This window comes from Frankia sp. KB5 (assembly GCF_002099325.1).
In the GTDB taxonomy this organism is placed as follows: domain Bacteria; phylum Actinomycetota; class Actinomycetes; order Frankiales; family Frankiaceae; genus Frankia; species Frankia casuarinae.
The window spans coordinates 1-16,333 of record NZ_MRUJ01000171.1 but is presented as its reverse complement, the minus strand read 5'-3'; the positions used below and the strand labels follow the sequence as shown (position 1 = coordinate 16,333).

The window sequence follows — 16,333 nt, the reverse complement described above, 5'->3', positions numbered from 1 at the left end:
ACTCCTCGCCAAGAATCCGTAGACCATGATGATCCCTGAAGTACATGTAGTCCTTCAGGTTCAAGGTGGCGAGTGGCAGATTGTGGGCGAGGCAGCACGCCGCGATCCACATGTCGTTGACTGGACGGGGCTGTCCGGCCCGGGTGGCGGCTGCGGAGAGTACGCCCCAGGTGGCGGCGACGGCTTCGTCTCCGGGCAGCACAGGGATTCCCGGCGACAATCCGCGGCGCAACCCCGACAAATATGGGGTGACGGCACCTCGCCCCGACAGCAGAATGATGGAGCACACAGGCTGCTATTTTTTTCAACATCAGGGCGCGCGCACCAGTTGACGAGTAGAAGGAGGTCGGCGCGTGGAGATAAGGGAGTTGGCGATAGCGGGCGCTTTTCACATAAATCCAAACAAGCTTGGTGACCACCGAGGATGTTTCTTCGAGGCCTTCCGAGTCGAGGAGATCTCCCGCACGACCGGCTTTCCTTTCCATGTCCGCCAGGRCAATATGACGGTCAGCAGGCGCGGGGTGATCCGCGGCCTGCACGGCACGGGTTCCGGTTCCGGTGAGGCCAAGCTGGTCAGCTGCGTGCGCGGCGCGGCACTCGATGTCGTCGTCGATCTGCGCGTGGGGTCGCCAACCTTCGGCGCGTTCGATTCCGTGCTTCTGACCGAGGAGTCCGGAGACCTGGTGTTCCTGGTCGACGGTCTCGGGCACGCCTACCAGACGCGCGCAGACGATACACGGATCAGCTATCTGTGCGCGGAGCAGTTTGTTCCTGGATCCCAGATCGACGTGAACCCCTTGGATCCCGACCTCGCCCTGCCCTGGGCACTCGACGAGGAGCCAATCCTCTCCAGCAAGGACAGGGCCGCGCCAGGTCTTCGGGCGGCGGCAGCGTCCGGGATACTTCCCCGCTACACCAGCCCGTTCGCCGTCCAGGCCGGGCGGGTGGGCGGCCCGCAGGAACAGTGAGCAACTCACACAGGCACAACCAACAGTACTCAGCCAGCCGCCAAGGATCGGTGGACGCCAGCCGAGGTGGAGATAACGGTGCGATTTCTCACGAGCGGAGAAGAGTGATCGCGGTGTCCTCGACCGAGAAACGGCCTCTCGTAGCGGTGCTTGGCGCATCCGGGTTCCTCGGCTCCGCGGTCACCGCGGAGCTGACCGACCTCCCAGTACGCCTTCGACTCGTCTCCCGTGCGCGGCGGCTTCCGCTTCCGCCGTCGTCGGCCGAAGTCCACCTAGCGGACCTCACCGACCCGTCGGCGGTGCGTGACGCCATCAACGGCGCGGACGCCATCATCCACCTGGCCGCTCACCTTCCCGACGAACGCTCATGGCGCGCGCCGGGCAGCGAGTCCGAGCGGCTGAGTACGGGCCTGCTCGACACGCTCGTCCGCTCCGTGCGCGGGCAACCGCCGATCGTCGTATTCGCCAGCACCGTTCAGGCATCCGCCCCTCCCGGGCTACCGCTCAACGACTACGTGCGGGAGAAGGCCGCTGCCGAGGAGTTGCTCGCAGAGGCCACCCGGGCCGGTACGGTACGCGGGATCGCGCTGCGCCCGGYCACGGTCTACGGGTGCACGCCGCTCACCGGCTCGACGGGACGCGGTGTGGTAGCCGCGATGGCCCGCAGGGCTTTCGCGGGCGAGCCGATCACCATGTGGCACGACGGCACGGTCGCGCGAGACCTGGTGCACGTCACGGACGCCGCGCGCGCCTTCGTCGCCGCGTTGCACGCGCCCGAGGCACTCAGCGGCGGCCGCTGGCTGGTGGGAAGCGGCCAGCCCGCGCGGCTCGGCGAGGTGTTCCGCACCCTCGCCGACCTGGTCGCCGCGCGGACCGGGCAGCCGCCGGTGCCCGTCGTCAGCGTGCCGCCGCCGGAGTGGGCGGACGCGACCGACTTCGGGAGCGTGAACGCCGAGCCGGCACCCTTTACCGCGGCCACGGGCTGGCGGCCCCGCGTCCCACTGGCAGCTGGCTTGTCTGAGGTGGTGGACGCCCTCGCCTCGTGAGCCAGGGCGCTGTCCGTGAGCGTTTCCGGGTAGTGAGGAGACGCCAGGTGTGGCGCAGCCGGTCGGGCGGGACGGTCGGCTCGGCGCGGGTTTCCTCGGATGATGACCTGCCGCAGCGCGGGTTCGTCGTCGGGTAGCAGCCGGCCGTGGCCCTTCTTGCCCGCGGGGTTCATCGCGGTCACGCGGGAAAGCGCGACCACGCGGAAAAATTCCCTACCGACGTCGAGCCCGCAGAACGCGGTGTAGGGCTCTACGGCGGGCCCAGCCGGCCGCGAGGCGGCATCTGTCCCGCGAGGCGCGGATGCTAGGATCTCAAGGGTGCCCATTCACCCTTCTTTCCCGCTGAGTCGAAACGATTTCGACGATATTTACGGCAGGGTTCCCCGGCTGTGCGTCGAGGTCGTCATCCGGGATCCGAGCGGCGTTCTGCTGGTTCGACGGGATATCGACCCGTGCCGCGGCCAGTGGCATCTACCGGGCGGCACCGTACTGTTTGGCGAGTCCCTGCCGGCCGCAGTGGTCCGGGTAGCCGAGCGTGAACTCGGTGTCATTGTTACCGTAGGCGATCTACTTGGCTACATTGAATACCCGCATGTACAGGCGGCCGGTTACCGTGGTTGGCCGGTGGGCATCGCCTTTGCAGCCTTCATCGTTGGCGGCCGTCTGGTCGGCAGCGACGAGGGCCGCCTGACCGGCTACTTCAACGAGATTCCAGCGGACACCATCGGCGAGCAGGCGGCCTTCTTGCATGACCGCGTTCTCCAGCCCTCCTGACGCCGGGCTTCGTGATCCTCGGGATTGTCGACCAATGCCCCGCGGTCCCAGGCGTACCGGTTGAGCCAGGCTGGCCGGGACGGCTTCGGTGGGGTCCGGGGCCGGCGGACCAACCGTTCGGGGTGGCAGCGCGGGCCGCGTCGAGGATATGGGCACGCGCCTGGCCGGGCCGGGTGGCTGCGCCTCAAATCATGTACTGTCCAACGTGTTCATGCACAACAGCAGCGTCCGCGCCTGGACGCTGACGTAGTGGCTGTACCGGGTGAGCGCGGCGAGCTGGTCTCGCGAGATCCAGCGAAATCCGGGCGGCGGGTCGAGCGGGGCGTCGCACTCATCGGCTTCCAGGATGAGGTAGCGGCTTACCGAATGCAGGAAGCGGCCGCCCTCCTCGGAATGCAATGCGGAGTAGCGGATCCGGGCGGATGGCGCCGTGGTGACCAGGTGAAGGAAAGGCGGCTGGTCCGCAGCGGTCAGATGTGCGTGACTTTCGGGCTGGCACTGAACGGTGGGGCCCAGCTCCACGTCGATGAAGCCGCCTTCCGCCCTGGCCTGGACCAGCACGTGCGGCACACCCTCGAACGTGCGGGTGAGAAATGCGACCACACCTTGCCCGTGTGGTTCGATCAGCGGTTGGGTCCAGTGGTCGACCTCGCGGTTGCTCGCCCACACCGACACGGCCACGGTACGGAAGTAGCGGTCGTCCTCGTGGTCGATCGAGAATCTGCCGCGTGTCCAGCCCGACACCTCCGAGAGTGGGACGCGTTCGCTGCGGATCGGGGTCACCGACCGTTGTGCGGCCAGYCAGGACAGCAGCTCCGTGTCCGAGTGCAGTGCGTAGGGCGTGCTGGGCACGTACAGGCCGGCCAGGACCGAGCGCGTGTCCAGGTTGACCGTGTTGTCGTGGCGCAGGAGCTCATGGATCTGGCCCAGCGTGAGCCAGCGGAAGTCCTCATGCTCGGCTACCGGTCCCGCAACCTCGACGATCATGTTGCGATTGCGCTTGCGGTGGTACCAGGCGCCGTGCTCGGACTGCAGCACGTCCACCAGCACACGGCCCCGGGACAGGTCGGTGAAGTACTCCAGATAGCGCACGGAGGCGCCCTTGTGGACCTTGGTGTAGTTGCTGTACGTGGCCTGCACGGTCGGCGAGAGCTGCAGGAGCCCGGGATTTCCTGGTTCCATCTTGGCCTGCATCAGAAAGTGCATGACCCCGTCGAACTCCTGGGCGAGGATGCCCAGGATCCCAACCTCCGGCTGGACGATGACGGGCTGTTGCCACTCCCGTCGACCGGGTTGCTCACCGATGCTGACGTGCAGTCCCTCCACGGTGAAGAACCGACCGCTGCGGTGCACGAGGTTCCCGGTCTCCGGAACGAACGACCAGTCCTCGAGCGCCTCGAAGGGGATACGTTTCACCGCGAACGATCCTTCTTTGCGGCGCTGCCGAAGCCAGTCGTGGATCTCGTCCGCGGGCTCGCCGGCCAACGCGGCCGCGGACTGGGCGACACGTTCGGGYAGCGCCGGGTCCTGCCGGGCACGGAGCGCCGCCCGCGCCTTGGTGCCCCCCCTCGCGGTCATCGGTGGTTCCTCACGAACTCGGTGACGGAGGCCACGATGTAGTCGATCATCTCGTCGGTGAGACCGGGGTAGACGCCGACCCAGAAGGTCTGATCGGTGACGATGTCGCTGTTGGAAAGCTCGCCGGAGACCCGGAACTCCCGGTCGATGAAGGCGGGTTGGCGCGTCAGGTTCCCGGCGAACAGCCTGCGCGTACCGATCTTGCGATTTTCCAGAAAGGCCAYCAGCTCCGTGCGCTGGAAGGGTGCCTCGGGGTCGACGGTGATGACGAAGCCGAACCAGCTCGGATCGCTGCCCGGAGTGGGTTCCGGCAGCAGTAGCCACGGCACGTCGGAGAGGCCCCGGCGCAGCCGCCGCCAGTTGCGCCGCCGCGCCGCGCAGAACTCGTCCAGCTTGTCCAGCTGAGACAGGCCGAGCGCTGCCTGGAGATCGGTCGTCTTCAGGTTGTAGCCCACGTGGGAGAAGATGTACTTGTGGTCGTAGCCGGCCGGCAGCGTCCCCATCTGGTAGTCGAACCGCTTGCGGCAGGTGTTGCTCTCGCCCGGCTCGCACCAGCAGTCCCTGCCCCAGTCCCGCAGAGACTCCACGATCCGGGCCAGGGCCAGGTTCGACGTGAGTACACAGCCGCCCTCGCCCATGGTGAGGTGATGAGCTGGGTAGAAGCTGACGGTGGCGAGGTCACCGAAGGTCCCGACGAGCTGGCCCTGGTAGGTGGTGCCGACCGCGTCGCAGGTGTCTTCGATCAGCAGCAGGTCGCGTTCGGTGGCGAGTCGTGCCACCTCCGCGACCTCGAAGGGGTTACCGAGGGCGTGCGCGATCATGATCGCCCTGGTACGGGGTCCGATGRCCTTCTCGATGCGCTCCGCGGTGGTGTTGTACGTGTGCAGATCGATGTCCACGAAGACCGGGATCAGGCCGTTCTGCAGGATAGGGGTGACGGTCGTGGGGAAGCCCGCCGCCACTGTGATCACCTCGTCACCCGGCAGAAGCCTGCGGTCCTCGAGCTGCGGAGACATGAGCGCGGTGAGCGCGAGGAGATTCGCGGAGGAACCGGAGTTCGTCAGGTGGGCCTTGCGCCGCTCCATTCGGTGGGCGAAGGCAAGTTCGAACTTCCGGGCTGCCCTGCCCGCCGCGATCCGCAGGTTCAACGCCGCTTCGACCACAGCTGCCCTGTCGTGCTCGTCGAGCACGGCGCCGGACGGCCAGATCTCCGTGACGCCGGGAACGAAGCCCCCGGCGCCCTTGGTATCCCGGTGATACTTGCGCACCTCATCGAGGATGTGCGCGGCCCGTTCACTCATGTGTTCTCTTTCTTTTGCCGTGGGTAACCCGGGGCGCGGTCGTCAGGCACACCGGCAACAGACCCGCGCGGCATGCCGCGGCCGGCGAGGTTCGCCCCACCAGTCGTATTCAGGGGATAGCCGGCGGGCCGCCGGAAGCCGCCGCGCGGCGCCGCTCAAGACTTCCAGCGGTGCGGTCGGGTGGCCGGCTGGCCGTGGCCGACGAAGCGGACGGCGCCGGCCGGAGCGTCAGCGAAGATCGCGCACCGAGTGCCTGTCGGCTATTGGGAGCGCGGCCCGATAAGCATTCTTCCGAACGTTTCGCGGAGCAGGTCGGCAAACGGCTCCGGTTGTTCATGGAAGCCGGTGTGTCCCGCGGGAAAGGCGCGCAGCGGGATGTCGAGCAGGTCGGCCAGCGCGACCGCGGTCCGGTGGTAGAGCTGCCCCCGGGACGCCGTCCCACCTCCCACGACGAACGGGATGGATGTCGTCCGGAGTGCGCCGAGATCGGGACGGTACCGCGTGGTGGGCTGAAGGATGTATCCGAAAAAGCGGTCGAGGATGGCCCGCGCGTCCTGCGGCTGCGTGTACGACTCCGGGGTCGGCACCTGCCCGGTGGGGGGCGGCGGGGCGAAGCCGACGCCGGTCAGAGCCGTGTATTTCCGCAGCGCCACGTCCCTGCGGCCGGCGGCGTAGTCCAGGCAGAGATCGTCAATTGTGGCGCGCACCTGCTGCCTGTCGGGCAGCAGTTCGGTCACCGGCGGTTCATGGGCCACCAGGGTGCGCACGGCCGCCGGATACCGGGTGATCAGAGCGAGGCCGGTAGCGGCTCCACCGCTGTTGCCGAACACATGCGCCGGACCGGCGTCCAGTGCCGTCACCAGCCGCCATACATCATCCGCGACCAGCTCGGGGGTCGCCTCCTGGCTCGGATCGCTTATGGTGYTGCGCAGGATGCCACGAGGGTCGTAGGTGACGACGGTGAAGTCCGTGGCGAGCCGCGACGCGAGCGCCGTGAACCCTCTGCTGCCCATGGGCGAGCCAATCATCAGGAGCAACGGGCCCGCGCCGCGGATCTCGTAGTACAGACATGCCCCCGGTACGTCCAGGACGTGTGTCGTGGAGTCGGCGCTCGTGCTGCTCGATTCTTCCTCAGTTTGCTGACGGCCGCCGCGACGACCAGCGTTGCCAACCGAATCCATCAGTACGCTTCCTTCGCGTTCACCCAGTCCGGTACGTAACGCTGGCCGGACACGGGTCGGTAGTGATCCCACCGGGACTTGTTCCCGGAGGGGGTGTCGCCGAGCACGACGACGCGCAGCCCCCAACGACGTTCGGAATAGTCGTCGACGGCGTAGTGCTGCGTGGCCCTGTTGTCCCAGATCGCCACGTCGCCCGGCTTCCACTGGTAGCGGCAGATGAACTCCGGAGATGTGGAGAAACCATAGAGGTACTGCAGGAGCGCGTCACTCTCGTTCCGGCTCAGCTGTGCGATGTGCGAGGTATGGGCCCGGTTGACGAACAGCGTCCGGCGGCCCGTCTCCGGGTGGACGCGCACGACGGGATGCTCGGCCATGCTGTCCAGCCCCGGAATATGGATGGCGTGAATGGCGGTGAGGCCGTCGAGCAGGTCACGCAGCGGCGCGGACAGCCTCTCGTACGCAAGATACTGGTTGGACCACATTGTGTCGCCACCCCGCGGCGGTCCGTCGACAATCTGCAGGATGCTTCCGATGGGTGGGTTCGGGGCGTAGGTCATGTCGGTGTGCCAGATCGGAATCTTTCCGTCTCGTTCCGAGTCGATGATCTGGATGTTCGGATACCCGTCCAGGTGGGGCAGGTAGGCGTGCTCCTCCAGCTCGCCGAACCTGCGACCGAAGGCGACGCGCGACTCCGCCGACCAGCCCTCCTGCCCCGGGATAAAAATCACCAGATACTTCAGCAGCAGTTGTCGCAGCTCGGCGAACTCGGCGTCGGTGATCGCCTCGAGCCGCACGCCGTGGATCTCGGCTCCCAGCGCACTGGTGAGCGGCCGGACATCGAAAGCCGTCGCGAGGGTGTCTGACATTTTGAACCCTTCTATCGCTTGTCTCGGCCTAGCTGCGTTCCGCTCCGGGGCCCGGGAGCGGGAGTAGGAGCGGAGGCGGGCCCGGGGACGGGAGCGGGCTCGGGAGCTCGCGGCGCGAGGAACGACCGCGCTCGCAGGTCGGGCAGAACTCCGAACTGGACGAGCCGGTCGAGTCTGCCGAGCGGGCGCATGCCGAGGCCCGACATGTTGTACGTCGTCAGCTGGTTCAGGCGCCTGCTCCTGGCGGTGCCTCGCATGAGCCGCCGGCTCAGCGCTCGGCCCCCGCGTGACGTGCTGGTCATCATGCGCGCCGCGTTGTGGCTCATGGTGTGCACGGCCTGGATCTTGCTCATCCGGTCGTTCTCGTAGCCGCGCAGCGCACCATCGACGCTGGCGCCGTCGGCGAGGTCGACGGCCGCGAGTCGGGCCGCGAGGGCCTCGGCGTCGCCGATCGAGGTGTTCATCCCCTGGGCCGCCAAGGGATGAACGACGTGGGCTGCCTCCCCGAGCAGGACGATGCCGGGCCGGACGAGCGACGGGGCGCGGAAGCGGTGGACCGGGAGCAACTGGCGGCGGTGCAGATTCTCTTCGAGGAGCCTGGCGACCGGCGCCAGTGCGGGCACCTGGCCGACGAGCCTCGCGCACCATCGCCGCAACTCGGCCGGGCTTGCCCCGCGCAGCTCGTACGTCCCCACCTGGACGTAGACCCGGATCCGCGCGTCCGGCAGCGGGTAGATCATGATCAGGCCGCGGTCCGTGACGTGGGCGGACACCTCGTCATCGACCGGCGGGGTGCCGGGCAGTTCGAAGGACAGCAGCCGGTGGTCGTAGGCGTCGGGTTCGACTCTGATCCCTGCATGACCGCGCAGGCGTGAGGACATGCCGTCGGCCGCGACGACGAGTCCGGCCCGGACGTCGAGTACCGTGCCGTTCGTCGCGGCGCGCACCCCGCAGACCCGGCCAGCCGCGTCCCTGCTGAGATTCTTGACCAGGGCTCCGCGGCGCAGGCGGACCGTCGGGCCGAGCGACTCGGCCATGCACTGCAGGATCGTCGAGTAGTCGTGGGAGAGCATCCAGGGCCGTTCGCCGCCGAGCGCCGTGAAGTCCAGGGCCATCAACTCGTCCCCGGCGGACGTACGGGCGACGAGTCGGCTCAGTCGAACCGCTTGTCTGGCCTCCAGACGGCCGAGCGCGTCCCATGCGTGCAGGTGGCTCAGGGAACCGGGTTGGAGGATCTCCCCCCTCCAGACCGAAGGCTGGGTCCGCTGCTTGTCCAACACGGTCACTTCCAGGCCCAGGCGGCCGAGGGCGCAGGCCGCCGCCAGCCCGGCGACCCCGGAACCACAGACCACCACGTCGGTGTCCACCCGCTGGCCCGCACTGTGCTCGGTCGTCACAACGCCTCCCGCTGCGCCACTCGGGTGGCGGTGAGCGCGGTCCGGTAGGCGCCCAACGCCCTGAGCGCCAGGCCGTTCCCGATCAGGCCGTCCACGTAGTAGGCGAGTCGCCGGATGTGCAGGCATACCGGGCTCGGCTCCCAGAGGCCGTCGTCCCGCTGCGCGGACATGATCCACTCCGCTGCCCGCCGGAGCCGGTCGTCCTGCGCGGGCAGACCGACGGCGAGCAGGCCGCGCAGTGCCCAGGCGGTCTCCTCGATGGTGCCCTGCGACGGATCATCGCCGAGCGTGCCGGTCTCGCCCGGCCCCCATGAGCCGTCGGCCAGCTGGGCATCGAGGAGGGCGTTGCGGGCCCGCCGTGCGGCCGGSCTGTCACCCACCCCGCCGCGCGCGAAGGCCACGAGTGCCATCGCGGTCGCTGCGGTGAGGCCCCGGTACCACAGGCCCTCGAAGGTGCCGTCCGGCCGTTGGCAGGCGAGCAGCCAGTCCAGGGCTTTGACGATTTCGGGGTCGGTGCGGGACAGGCCGCCGTCGAGCAGGGTTTCGACGCACTGGGCCGTCGTATAGGGGCAGGGGCCGTCGTTCGCGAGGGTGGTGTCCGGGACGAAGGTTCCCCACGAACCTCTGCCGTCCTGCCGCGACATCAGCCAGTCCAGGCCGCGCCGCAGGTGCTCCCCGGGCTCCGCGTCGCCGGCGGCCGCGAGCGCGGCCAGCACGTTGGCACTGTCCAGGAAGTTCGGCCACCCGCGGGGGCCTTCCCAACCCCACCCACCGGGCGGCGCACCGTAGATCGAGAACCCCTGGTCCTGCTGGCACCCGCGCAGCCACTGCCGCGCCCGGACCAGCCGCGGATCGTCGGCATAGCCGGCGTCCGCCAGGCCGCGGGCGACGTAGGACCCGCCGATCAGGTCGAGCCCCTGCATGATGTGCCAGGAGCCGTCGGGTTGCGCGTTCGCCCGCAGGTAGTCGACGGTCTCGGAGATCATGCGTTCGGGGGCGCTGCCAAGGCACAGGCCGATGCACACCACCGCGGTGAGCCAGTTGTCCCCGCCATAGCCGCCGCGGTCGTTCTCCCCTCGTTCCATCTCCTGGAGCAGGCGGAGCGCGGTCGGCCGGGCCAGCCGGTGCAGTAGTCGTCCAGCCCCTTTCGACGTGCTGTGGTGGGCCTGGATGAAGRCCATGGCCACGAAGGGCGCGGCCCGGAAGGAGAGCCGGGGTCGCCAGACCCGCCGGGGCAGCAGGAGCAGCTCCAGCGGGATGCGCCGGGAGTCGCGCATGTCCCGCAGCCCTGCCAAGACGAGGAACGTCGTGGCCATGTGGACCATCCCGGGATCGGCCAGCGCCGCCACGCCACCGAGCGCCTCGAGCAGGTCCAGCGCACGCCGCGAGGACTCCTGTGTCTGCCCCGGTGCCACCAACCTCAGCGCGGATGCCGCCACCACGGTGGGCACCAGCTGTGACGCGGCGCCGGGCACTCCGCCCCAGCCGCCGTCGGCGTTCTGGACGGACACCAGCCACGCGGTTCCCCGCTCGATCAGGTCCCGCGAACGCTCGGGGTCGGCGAGGTGCAGGGCGACGATCGCACCGGCGGTCCCCAGGACCGCGGTGGGGCGGCGGTTCGGCCAGGACCCACCCGGGCGCTGCGTCGCGAACAGCGCTTCCGCGGAGCGGGCGATCGATGCTTCGACCCGACTGTCGACATCTGAGCACACAGCGAACCGTCCTCCTCAGGGAAAAGGCGCGCGTGCCGTCGCCGCGCTCTCAACGGAGTACGCGGGGACTTCCGTGCGGGAATTCGTACCGGGAACGCATGGCCTGCTGGGTGCTGAGCGTGGCGGCGAGCATCGGGGCGAGGATCGCGAGCACGACGGGCCATCCGAGGCTCGGCACCAGGAGCGCCGCAGCTAGCACCATCCGCTCGACGACYAGGACGCTGTGCGAACGCAGGGCGATGTGTGCGGCGGGCTGGGGCCCGGACGAGTACAGCATGCTGAAGGCGGCGCCCCCGAGGCACGCCGCGATCACCAGCAGCACGAGGCCGCCCACCTGGCCGCCTGGCAGGGTGARCAGTCCCACCATGGCCACAGAAATGGCGAACACGTACAACCCCGTCGCCGCGCGGATGGCCGTCCGGAGCCCGTGCCGGACCGCGAAGGTGGCGTATCCGCCAGCACGGTCACCGGAGATGTCGCGCAGCGTCCCGACCAGGTTGGACGCGGCGTCGTGCGCCCAGAAGACCGGCACGAACACGAGCACCTTGACCGGCGGGTATGCCGAGGCCGTCATCGCACCGAAGATGAGGGCTCCGCCGGTCAGCGATCCGCGGACGAGATTGCCCAGCAGCCCTCTGGCCTTGAAGAAGCCGTTGTAGGCCATCGCCCCGCCGACTCCGGCGACGATCACGACAAGGGCCCGGTAGTTGACGACGGCCGCGATGACGGCGGCGACCGTCGCGAGGACCGTTCCGCACCAGACCGCCGTCCGGGGGCGGATCAGCCCCGAGGGGATGGGACGCTGCGGTTTGCTGAGCGCGTCGAGGTCGGCGTCGAAATAGTCGCCGAGGTAGTGCGCCGCGACCCAGATCAGGGTGGGCACCGCCCAGGCCGCCGCGAGCTCGGCGACGGCGCGCCCGTCGGTGGCGACGGCATGCCCGGCCAGGCCGACGAGGCCGACGTACCAGAGGGTATAGGGCCGCCACGTTCGCACATGGGCGATGAGCTTTCTGCCGAGTGGGCGCCCGCGCACGTCAGGTGCTCCTTCCGAACGGACGGTCCGTAACGCCGCCGAACGTCGCGCCGTTCGTGGTCACGTCGGGCGCCCACTCCAGGGCGGGAGTCGCGTGAACGGTGTTGCGCAGGGTGCCGATCCCCGCTATCGACACGTCGACCTGATCGCCCACCGACAGTGGGCCCGAGCCCGCAGGGGTCCCGGTGAGGATGACGTCACCGGTGAGCAGCGACATGTGCCGGCTGGCCACCGCCACGACCTCGTCGACGGGCAGGATCAGGCCACGGGTGCCGCCGTCCTGCCTGGGCTCGCCGTTCACCCGGCAGGTGATCCGCAGATCCGTGGGGTCCAGGTCGGTGGCCAGCCACGGTCCCAGCGGGGTGAAGCTGTCGAAGTGCTTCGCCCACACGGGCGGGTGCCCGGTCTGCTCCTGGGGTGCCCGGCGTGCGTACGCGGTCAGGTCGTTCGCGCAGGTGTATCCGGCCACGACCCGGGCCGCGTGCTCCGGCGGGACGCCCTTGCAGGCCATCCCGATCACCACTGCCAGCTCGGCCTCGTGCCTCAGCTCCCAGACAGCTCCCGGGTGACTGACYGGATCACCATGGCCGACCAGCGTCGACGGTGGCTTCAGCACGATGGCGCACGAGGCCGGGTCCGCCGGGCGCCGGTGGTTGCCGGTTGTCCCGTCCGGCGCATAGTTGAGCGCGACGCAGACGATCTTGCTCGGCTCGGCGGGCGGCAGAAGCGTGACCTCGTCCAGCGGACATGCCCGGCCGACGCGGTCGACCCAGCACCCGGCAGGCCCGTCGTACCGCACGGGAATGACGAGATCACCGTTCTCGTCGTGCTCGATCCGCCCGTATCCGCGCTGGCCCTGCTCGGCGTATCTGCAAATAAGCATCTGTATGCTCCCGGTTCGCCGATGGAGACGGTGTCCTACCAAGCGACCGGCAGTTCTTCGAGGCGAAGCGTGACGTGCCCGCCCCGCCAGCTGAGACTCTCCGGTGGCGCGGCGGGCCGCAGGTTCGGGAACCGCAGCAGGAGCGTCGAGAAAGCCGTCTTGAGCTGGAGCCGTGCCAGGGCCGCTCCCAGACAGTGGTGCGCCCCGTAGCCGAACGCGAGATGCGGGTTCGGCCCGCGGGTAACGTCGAGTTGTTCGCTGTCGAGAAAGGCCGTCGCGTCGCGGTTGGCCGCGTTGATTGATATCTGGACCAGGTCTCCCGCGCCGATCTGCTGATCTCCCAGCCACACGGCCTCGGTGGCTATCTGCAGCCGGTTCACATCGATTACCGGCTGGTAGCGCAGCAGTTCCTCGACGGCGCTGGTGACGAGGTCTGGATCGGCGCGCAGCTTCTCCAGCTGGTCCGGGCTGCGGAACAGCCGCAGCATCCCGGCGCTGATCGCGGTCTGGGTCGTCTCCAGGCCGCCGGCGAGAACGACGACGGTGAGCGACAGCAGCTCCTCCATCGAGAGCGCGTCCTCGTTGTCGTGGGCATAGACCAGCCTGGTCAGGATGTCCGCGTCCGGTGCGAGCCCCTCGCCCAGCGCTGCCCGCTTGGCCGGCACCAGGCGCCCGACGTAGGCGGTCAGTTCCAGCCACGCCTCCTGGTCGGGAGCGCCGGCACCGACCGCCGTGATGCGGTCGCACCAGTCGCTCAACGCTTCGCGGTCCTCGATCGGGAAGCCGAGCAGCTCACAGATGGCGATGGCGGGCAGGGGAACGGCCAGGTGAGCGACGAGATCCGCCGGTGGGCCCGCCTCTTCCATGGCGTCGAGCAGGTCGTCGGTCCACGCCTGGACGCGCGACGTCATGACCTCGATCCGGCGGGCGGCGAACACCTGGGACACAAACGCGCGCAGCTCGTTGTGGGGGCGGCCGTCCATGTTCACCGTCCGCGTGCCGCCCAGATCCACGCCGGACTGYCGGGCGCGCACGCCCATGACATCCCGGGTGAACCTCCCGTCGCTCAGAACCGTCCGGACGTCCTCGTACCGGGTCACCAGCCAGGCCTGCTGCCCGTCCGCGAGCAGCACCCGGGGGAACGATCCCTGCCGACGCAGTTCGTCCAGCTGCGAATTCAGTTCGCCCGCGGTGTCCGCGGAACTCGGAAAATCATGGACACGTTCCATTGTCGGTTTCCGATCTGGCGGGGGTCCGCGCGCGGCCGGTATTTTGCGGACGYGCCCACCCGCACGGTGCGGTTCACGCGAACGGAGCCGCGCGAGAGGGCCTGCCGACTTCGGGAGGGAAGCTTGCGCATCCTCATGAACTGAAATCAGGGTGACAGCTCCGCTCATATACCAGCAATCCCCGACTAATGAGGGTGGATTAGTGGGGGTGTTTGCCCGCCGATGCGGGTGCTATAACTCCTGAGCACCCACCCGGTCGGCACCGCCGGCAACTCGGGCGGTCGGTCCCGCGACCTTTCCGCCACCCGGGCGAGCTCTGGGCGCGCACCGGACGATCCAGTCAACCCCGATTTTTCGGAGCTTGCCCTCGCCCGGGTCGTTCGACATTGTCATCCATTCAAGGTTAGGTGGTGCACGCACCATGYCTCACCCGCGAGAGATTCTGTCCGAAAACGAGCTTCCCCGGCACCGTCAGGTGGCGGAGGGTTTCGGCGCGGATCCCGAACGCTACGACCGGACCCGGCCCAGCTATCCCGAGGACCTGGTGAATCTGATCGTCGAGGCCCGCGCCGGGCTCGACGTCGTTGACGCCGGCTGCGGCACCGGCATCGCGGCCCGGCAGTTCCAGGCGGCCGGCTGCACGGTGCTCGGAGTGGAACCGGATGCCCGGATGGCCGAGTTTGCCCGGCGGCGCGGGCTCGACGTCGAGGAATCGATGTTCGAGGGGTGGGACCCGTCCGGCCGTACCTTCGACGCCGTCGTCTCCGGGCAGACCTGGCACTGGCTGGACGCGGTCGCCGGCGCGGTGAAAGCGTCGCAGGCGTTGCGGCCCGGTGGGCGGCTCGCGGTGTTCTGGAACGCGGAGGTTCCGCCGCCCGACGTGTTGCGGGCCTTCGGCGAGGTCTACCGGCGGGTGCTCCCCGATTCTCTCGTCGCGCGCCAGTGGACGACCAATGCCCTGGACGGATACGCGATTCTGTGCGCGAAGGCGGCCGACGGGATGCGGAAGGCCGATGCCTTCGGAGATCCGACAGCGTGGCGGTTCGACTGGGAGAAGTGCTACACCCGGGACGAGTGGTTGGACCAACTGCCCACCCACGGCGACCACGGCCAGTATCCGCTGGCCATGGTCGAGGAGGTGCAGGCCGGCATCGGGGCCACCATCGATGAAATGGGGGGCAGCTTCACGATGGGCTATGCCACGGTCGGGATCAGCGCGGTGCGGACGTCCGCCCGATGAGTCGGAAAGGGACGACCGAGATGACGGCTGCCGAGCGAGGGGCCGGGCTGGCCGACCAGGCCGCCGATGCCGCGACGGTGCTTGCCTGGTTCCGACGGATGCGGGAGAGCGAACCTGTCAGCCACGACGAGGAAGCCGGCGTATGGCACGTCTTCCGTCACCGGGACGTGGAGCGGATTCTAGCCGAACCGGGCACCTTCTCCTCCGACTTCAGTTCGTTCATGCCTTCGCAGGAAGATGTCGACCGTTTCCTCAAGGGCAACCTTCTCCGGAAGGACCCGCCCCAGCACCGCAAGCTGCGGACCCTGGTGAGTAAGGCTTTCACCCCGGGCGTGGTCGCCCGACTCGCGCCCCGCGTCGAAATCATCACTGATGAGCTGCTGGACGCGATGGCCGGCGCGGAGCAGATCGAGCTGATCTCGGATCTGGCATACCTCCTGCCGGTGACCGTGATCGCCGAACTTCTGGGCATCCCACGCGACGATCGCCCGATGTTCGGGCGGTGGGCTGACTCCCTGGTCGCACCGGAGAGCCAGACCAGTTTCATACCCAACGAAGACCGTACGAAGTCCATGGCGATCGTCATGCGTGAGATGAACGCCTACTGCCTGGAGTACATACGCCATCGGCGCGCCCGGCCGAGCGACGACCTGGCCAGCAGGCTCGTTGCGGCGGAGGTGGACGGTCAGCGGCTGGACGACGAGGAGATCATTGGATTCGTGGGGCTGCTGCTGCTCGCCGGCCACATCACGACCACGGCGCTGCTGAGCAATGTCGTCCTGTGCCTGGATGAATACCCGGAGGCCGCCGCGGCACTGCGCGCGGACACCGGTGGGCTGCCCGGCGCTCTGGAGGAGGTGCTGCGCTTCCGCGCACCGCTGGCTCCGAGCATGCGCAGGACGACGGCGGACGTCCAGATCGGCGAACACACGATACCGGCAGGAAAGATCGTCCTCGCGTGGCTGGCCTCGGCCAACCGAGATGAGCGGCAGTTCTCCGAGCCGGATCGCTTCGACATCCGCCGCACGCCCAACGCGCATCTGAGCTTCGGGCACGGGATCCACTTCTGCCTGGGGGCACCGCTCGCCCGTCTGGAGGTCCGGATCGCCGTGGAAAAGATGCTCG

14 protein-coding genes and 1 pseudogene are annotated in these 16,333 nt (G+C 68.7%); 5 read left to right on the top strand and 10 right to left on the bottom strand.

From position 1 onward, the window contains the following. Positions 1-202, bottom strand: a pseudogene (locus KBI5_RS27385) (type II toxin-antitoxin system VapC family toxin); the annotation flags it as partial. Positions 203-353: 151 nt separating this feature from the next. On the opposite strand from KBI5_RS27385, the gene KBI5_RS16780 reads away from it, so the two are divergent. From KBI5_RS16780 to KBI5_RS16770, 3 genes are all read left to right on the top strand, one after another. Beyond that, positions 354-968 (top strand): dTDP-4-dehydrorhamnose 3,5-epimerase family protein, encoded by a 615-nt coding sequence (locus KBI5_RS16780; RefSeq protein ID WP_085015783.1) that lies wholly within the window; start codon positions 354-356, stop codon positions 966-968. 113 nt (positions 969-1,081) lie between these two features. Next, positions 1,082-2,014 (top strand): NAD(P)-dependent oxidoreductase, encoded by a 933-nt coding sequence (locus KBI5_RS16775; RefSeq protein ID WP_198537749.1) that lies wholly within the window; start codon positions 1,082-1,084, stop codon positions 2,012-2,014. 318 nt (positions 2,015-2,332) lie between these two features. Then, positions 2,333-2,788 (top strand): NUDIX domain-containing protein, encoded by a 456-nt coding sequence (locus KBI5_RS16770; protein WP_085015782.1) that lies wholly within the window; start codon positions 2,333-2,335, stop codon positions 2,786-2,788. A 189-nt stretch (positions 2,789-2,977) separates the two neighbouring features. On the opposite strand, the gene KBI5_RS16765 is transcribed toward KBI5_RS16770, so the two are convergent. The 9 genes from KBI5_RS16765 to KBI5_RS16725 all read right to left on the bottom strand — a co-directional run bounded on the left by KBI5_RS16765 (position 2,978) and on the right by KBI5_RS16725 (position 13,968). Next, positions 2,978-4,366: an NDP-hexose 2,3-dehydratase family protein gene (locus KBI5_RS16765; RefSeq protein WP_085015781.1), complete on the bottom strand. Its 1,389-nt coding sequence runs from the start codon at positions 4,364-4,366 to the stop codon at positions 2,978-2,980. Then, positions 4,363-5,667: a lipopolysaccharide biosynthesis protein RfbH gene (rfbH, locus tag KBI5_RS16760; protein ID WP_085015780.1), complete on the bottom strand. Its 1,305-nt coding sequence runs from the start codon at positions 5,665-5,667 to the stop codon at positions 4,363-4,365. Before rfbH ends, KBI5_RS16765 begins: the two co-directional genes overlap by 4 nt. A gap of 260 nt (positions 5,668-5,927) precedes the next feature. Continuing rightward, on the bottom strand, positions 5,928-6,848 hold the full coding sequence (locus tag KBI5_RS16755) for an alpha/beta hydrolase (RefSeq protein ID WP_085015779.1): 921 nt from the start codon (positions 6,846-6,848) through the stop codon (positions 5,928-5,930). Next, complete coding sequence (locus tag KBI5_RS16750) at positions 6,848-7,714, bottom strand: TauD/TfdA family dioxygenase (protein WP_085015778.1); 867 nt, start codon at positions 7,712-7,714, stop codon at positions 6,848-6,850. The genes KBI5_RS16755 and KBI5_RS16750 overlap by 1 nt, the downstream gene beginning before the upstream one ends. Positions 7,715-7,725: 11 nt before the next feature. Continuing rightward, positions 7,726-9,111, bottom strand: a complete 1,386-nt coding sequence (locus tag KBI5_RS16745) for an NAD(P)/FAD-dependent oxidoreductase (RefSeq protein ID WP_085015777.1) — start codon at positions 9,109-9,111, stop codon at positions 7,726-7,728. After that, on the bottom strand, positions 9,108-10,823 hold the full coding sequence (locus tag KBI5_RS16740; RefSeq protein WP_085015776.1) for a prenyltransferase/squalene oxidase repeat-containing protein: 1,716 nt from the start codon (positions 10,821-10,823) through the stop codon (positions 9,108-9,110). The genes KBI5_RS16745 and KBI5_RS16740 overlap by 4 nt, the downstream gene beginning before the upstream one ends. Before the next feature lie 49 nt (positions 10,824-10,872). Further along, positions 10,873-11,856: a UbiA family prenyltransferase gene (locus KBI5_RS16735; protein ID WP_085015775.1), complete on the bottom strand. Its 984-nt coding sequence runs from the start codon at positions 11,854-11,856 to the stop codon at positions 10,873-10,875. Between the two features lies 1 nt (position 11,857). After that, positions 11,858-12,739: a fumarylacetoacetate hydrolase family protein gene (locus tag KBI5_RS16730; protein ID WP_085015774.1), complete on the bottom strand. Its 882-nt coding sequence runs from the start codon at positions 12,737-12,739 to the stop codon at positions 11,858-11,860. A 35-nt stretch (positions 12,740-12,774) separates the two neighbouring features. Continuing rightward, on the bottom strand, positions 12,775-13,968 hold the full coding sequence (locus KBI5_RS16725; protein ID WP_157902533.1) for a cytochrome P450: 1,194 nt from the start codon (positions 13,966-13,968) through the stop codon (positions 12,775-12,777). A 421-nt stretch (positions 13,969-14,389) separates the two neighbouring features. Between KBI5_RS16725 and KBI5_RS16720 the strand changes: the two genes are divergently transcribed. Continuing rightward, positions 14,390-15,208 carry a methyltransferase domain-containing protein gene (locus KBI5_RS16720; RefSeq protein ID WP_085015772.1) on the top strand — a complete coding sequence of 273 codons (819 nt, stop codon included), beginning with the start codon at positions 14,390-14,392 and terminating at the stop codon, positions 15,206-15,208. Positions 15,209-15,228: 20 nt separating this feature from the next. After that, positions 15,229-16,333 (top strand): cytochrome P450 (locus KBI5_RS16715; protein ID WP_085015771.1); only part of this gene is annotated, 1,105 nt, incomplete at its 3' end.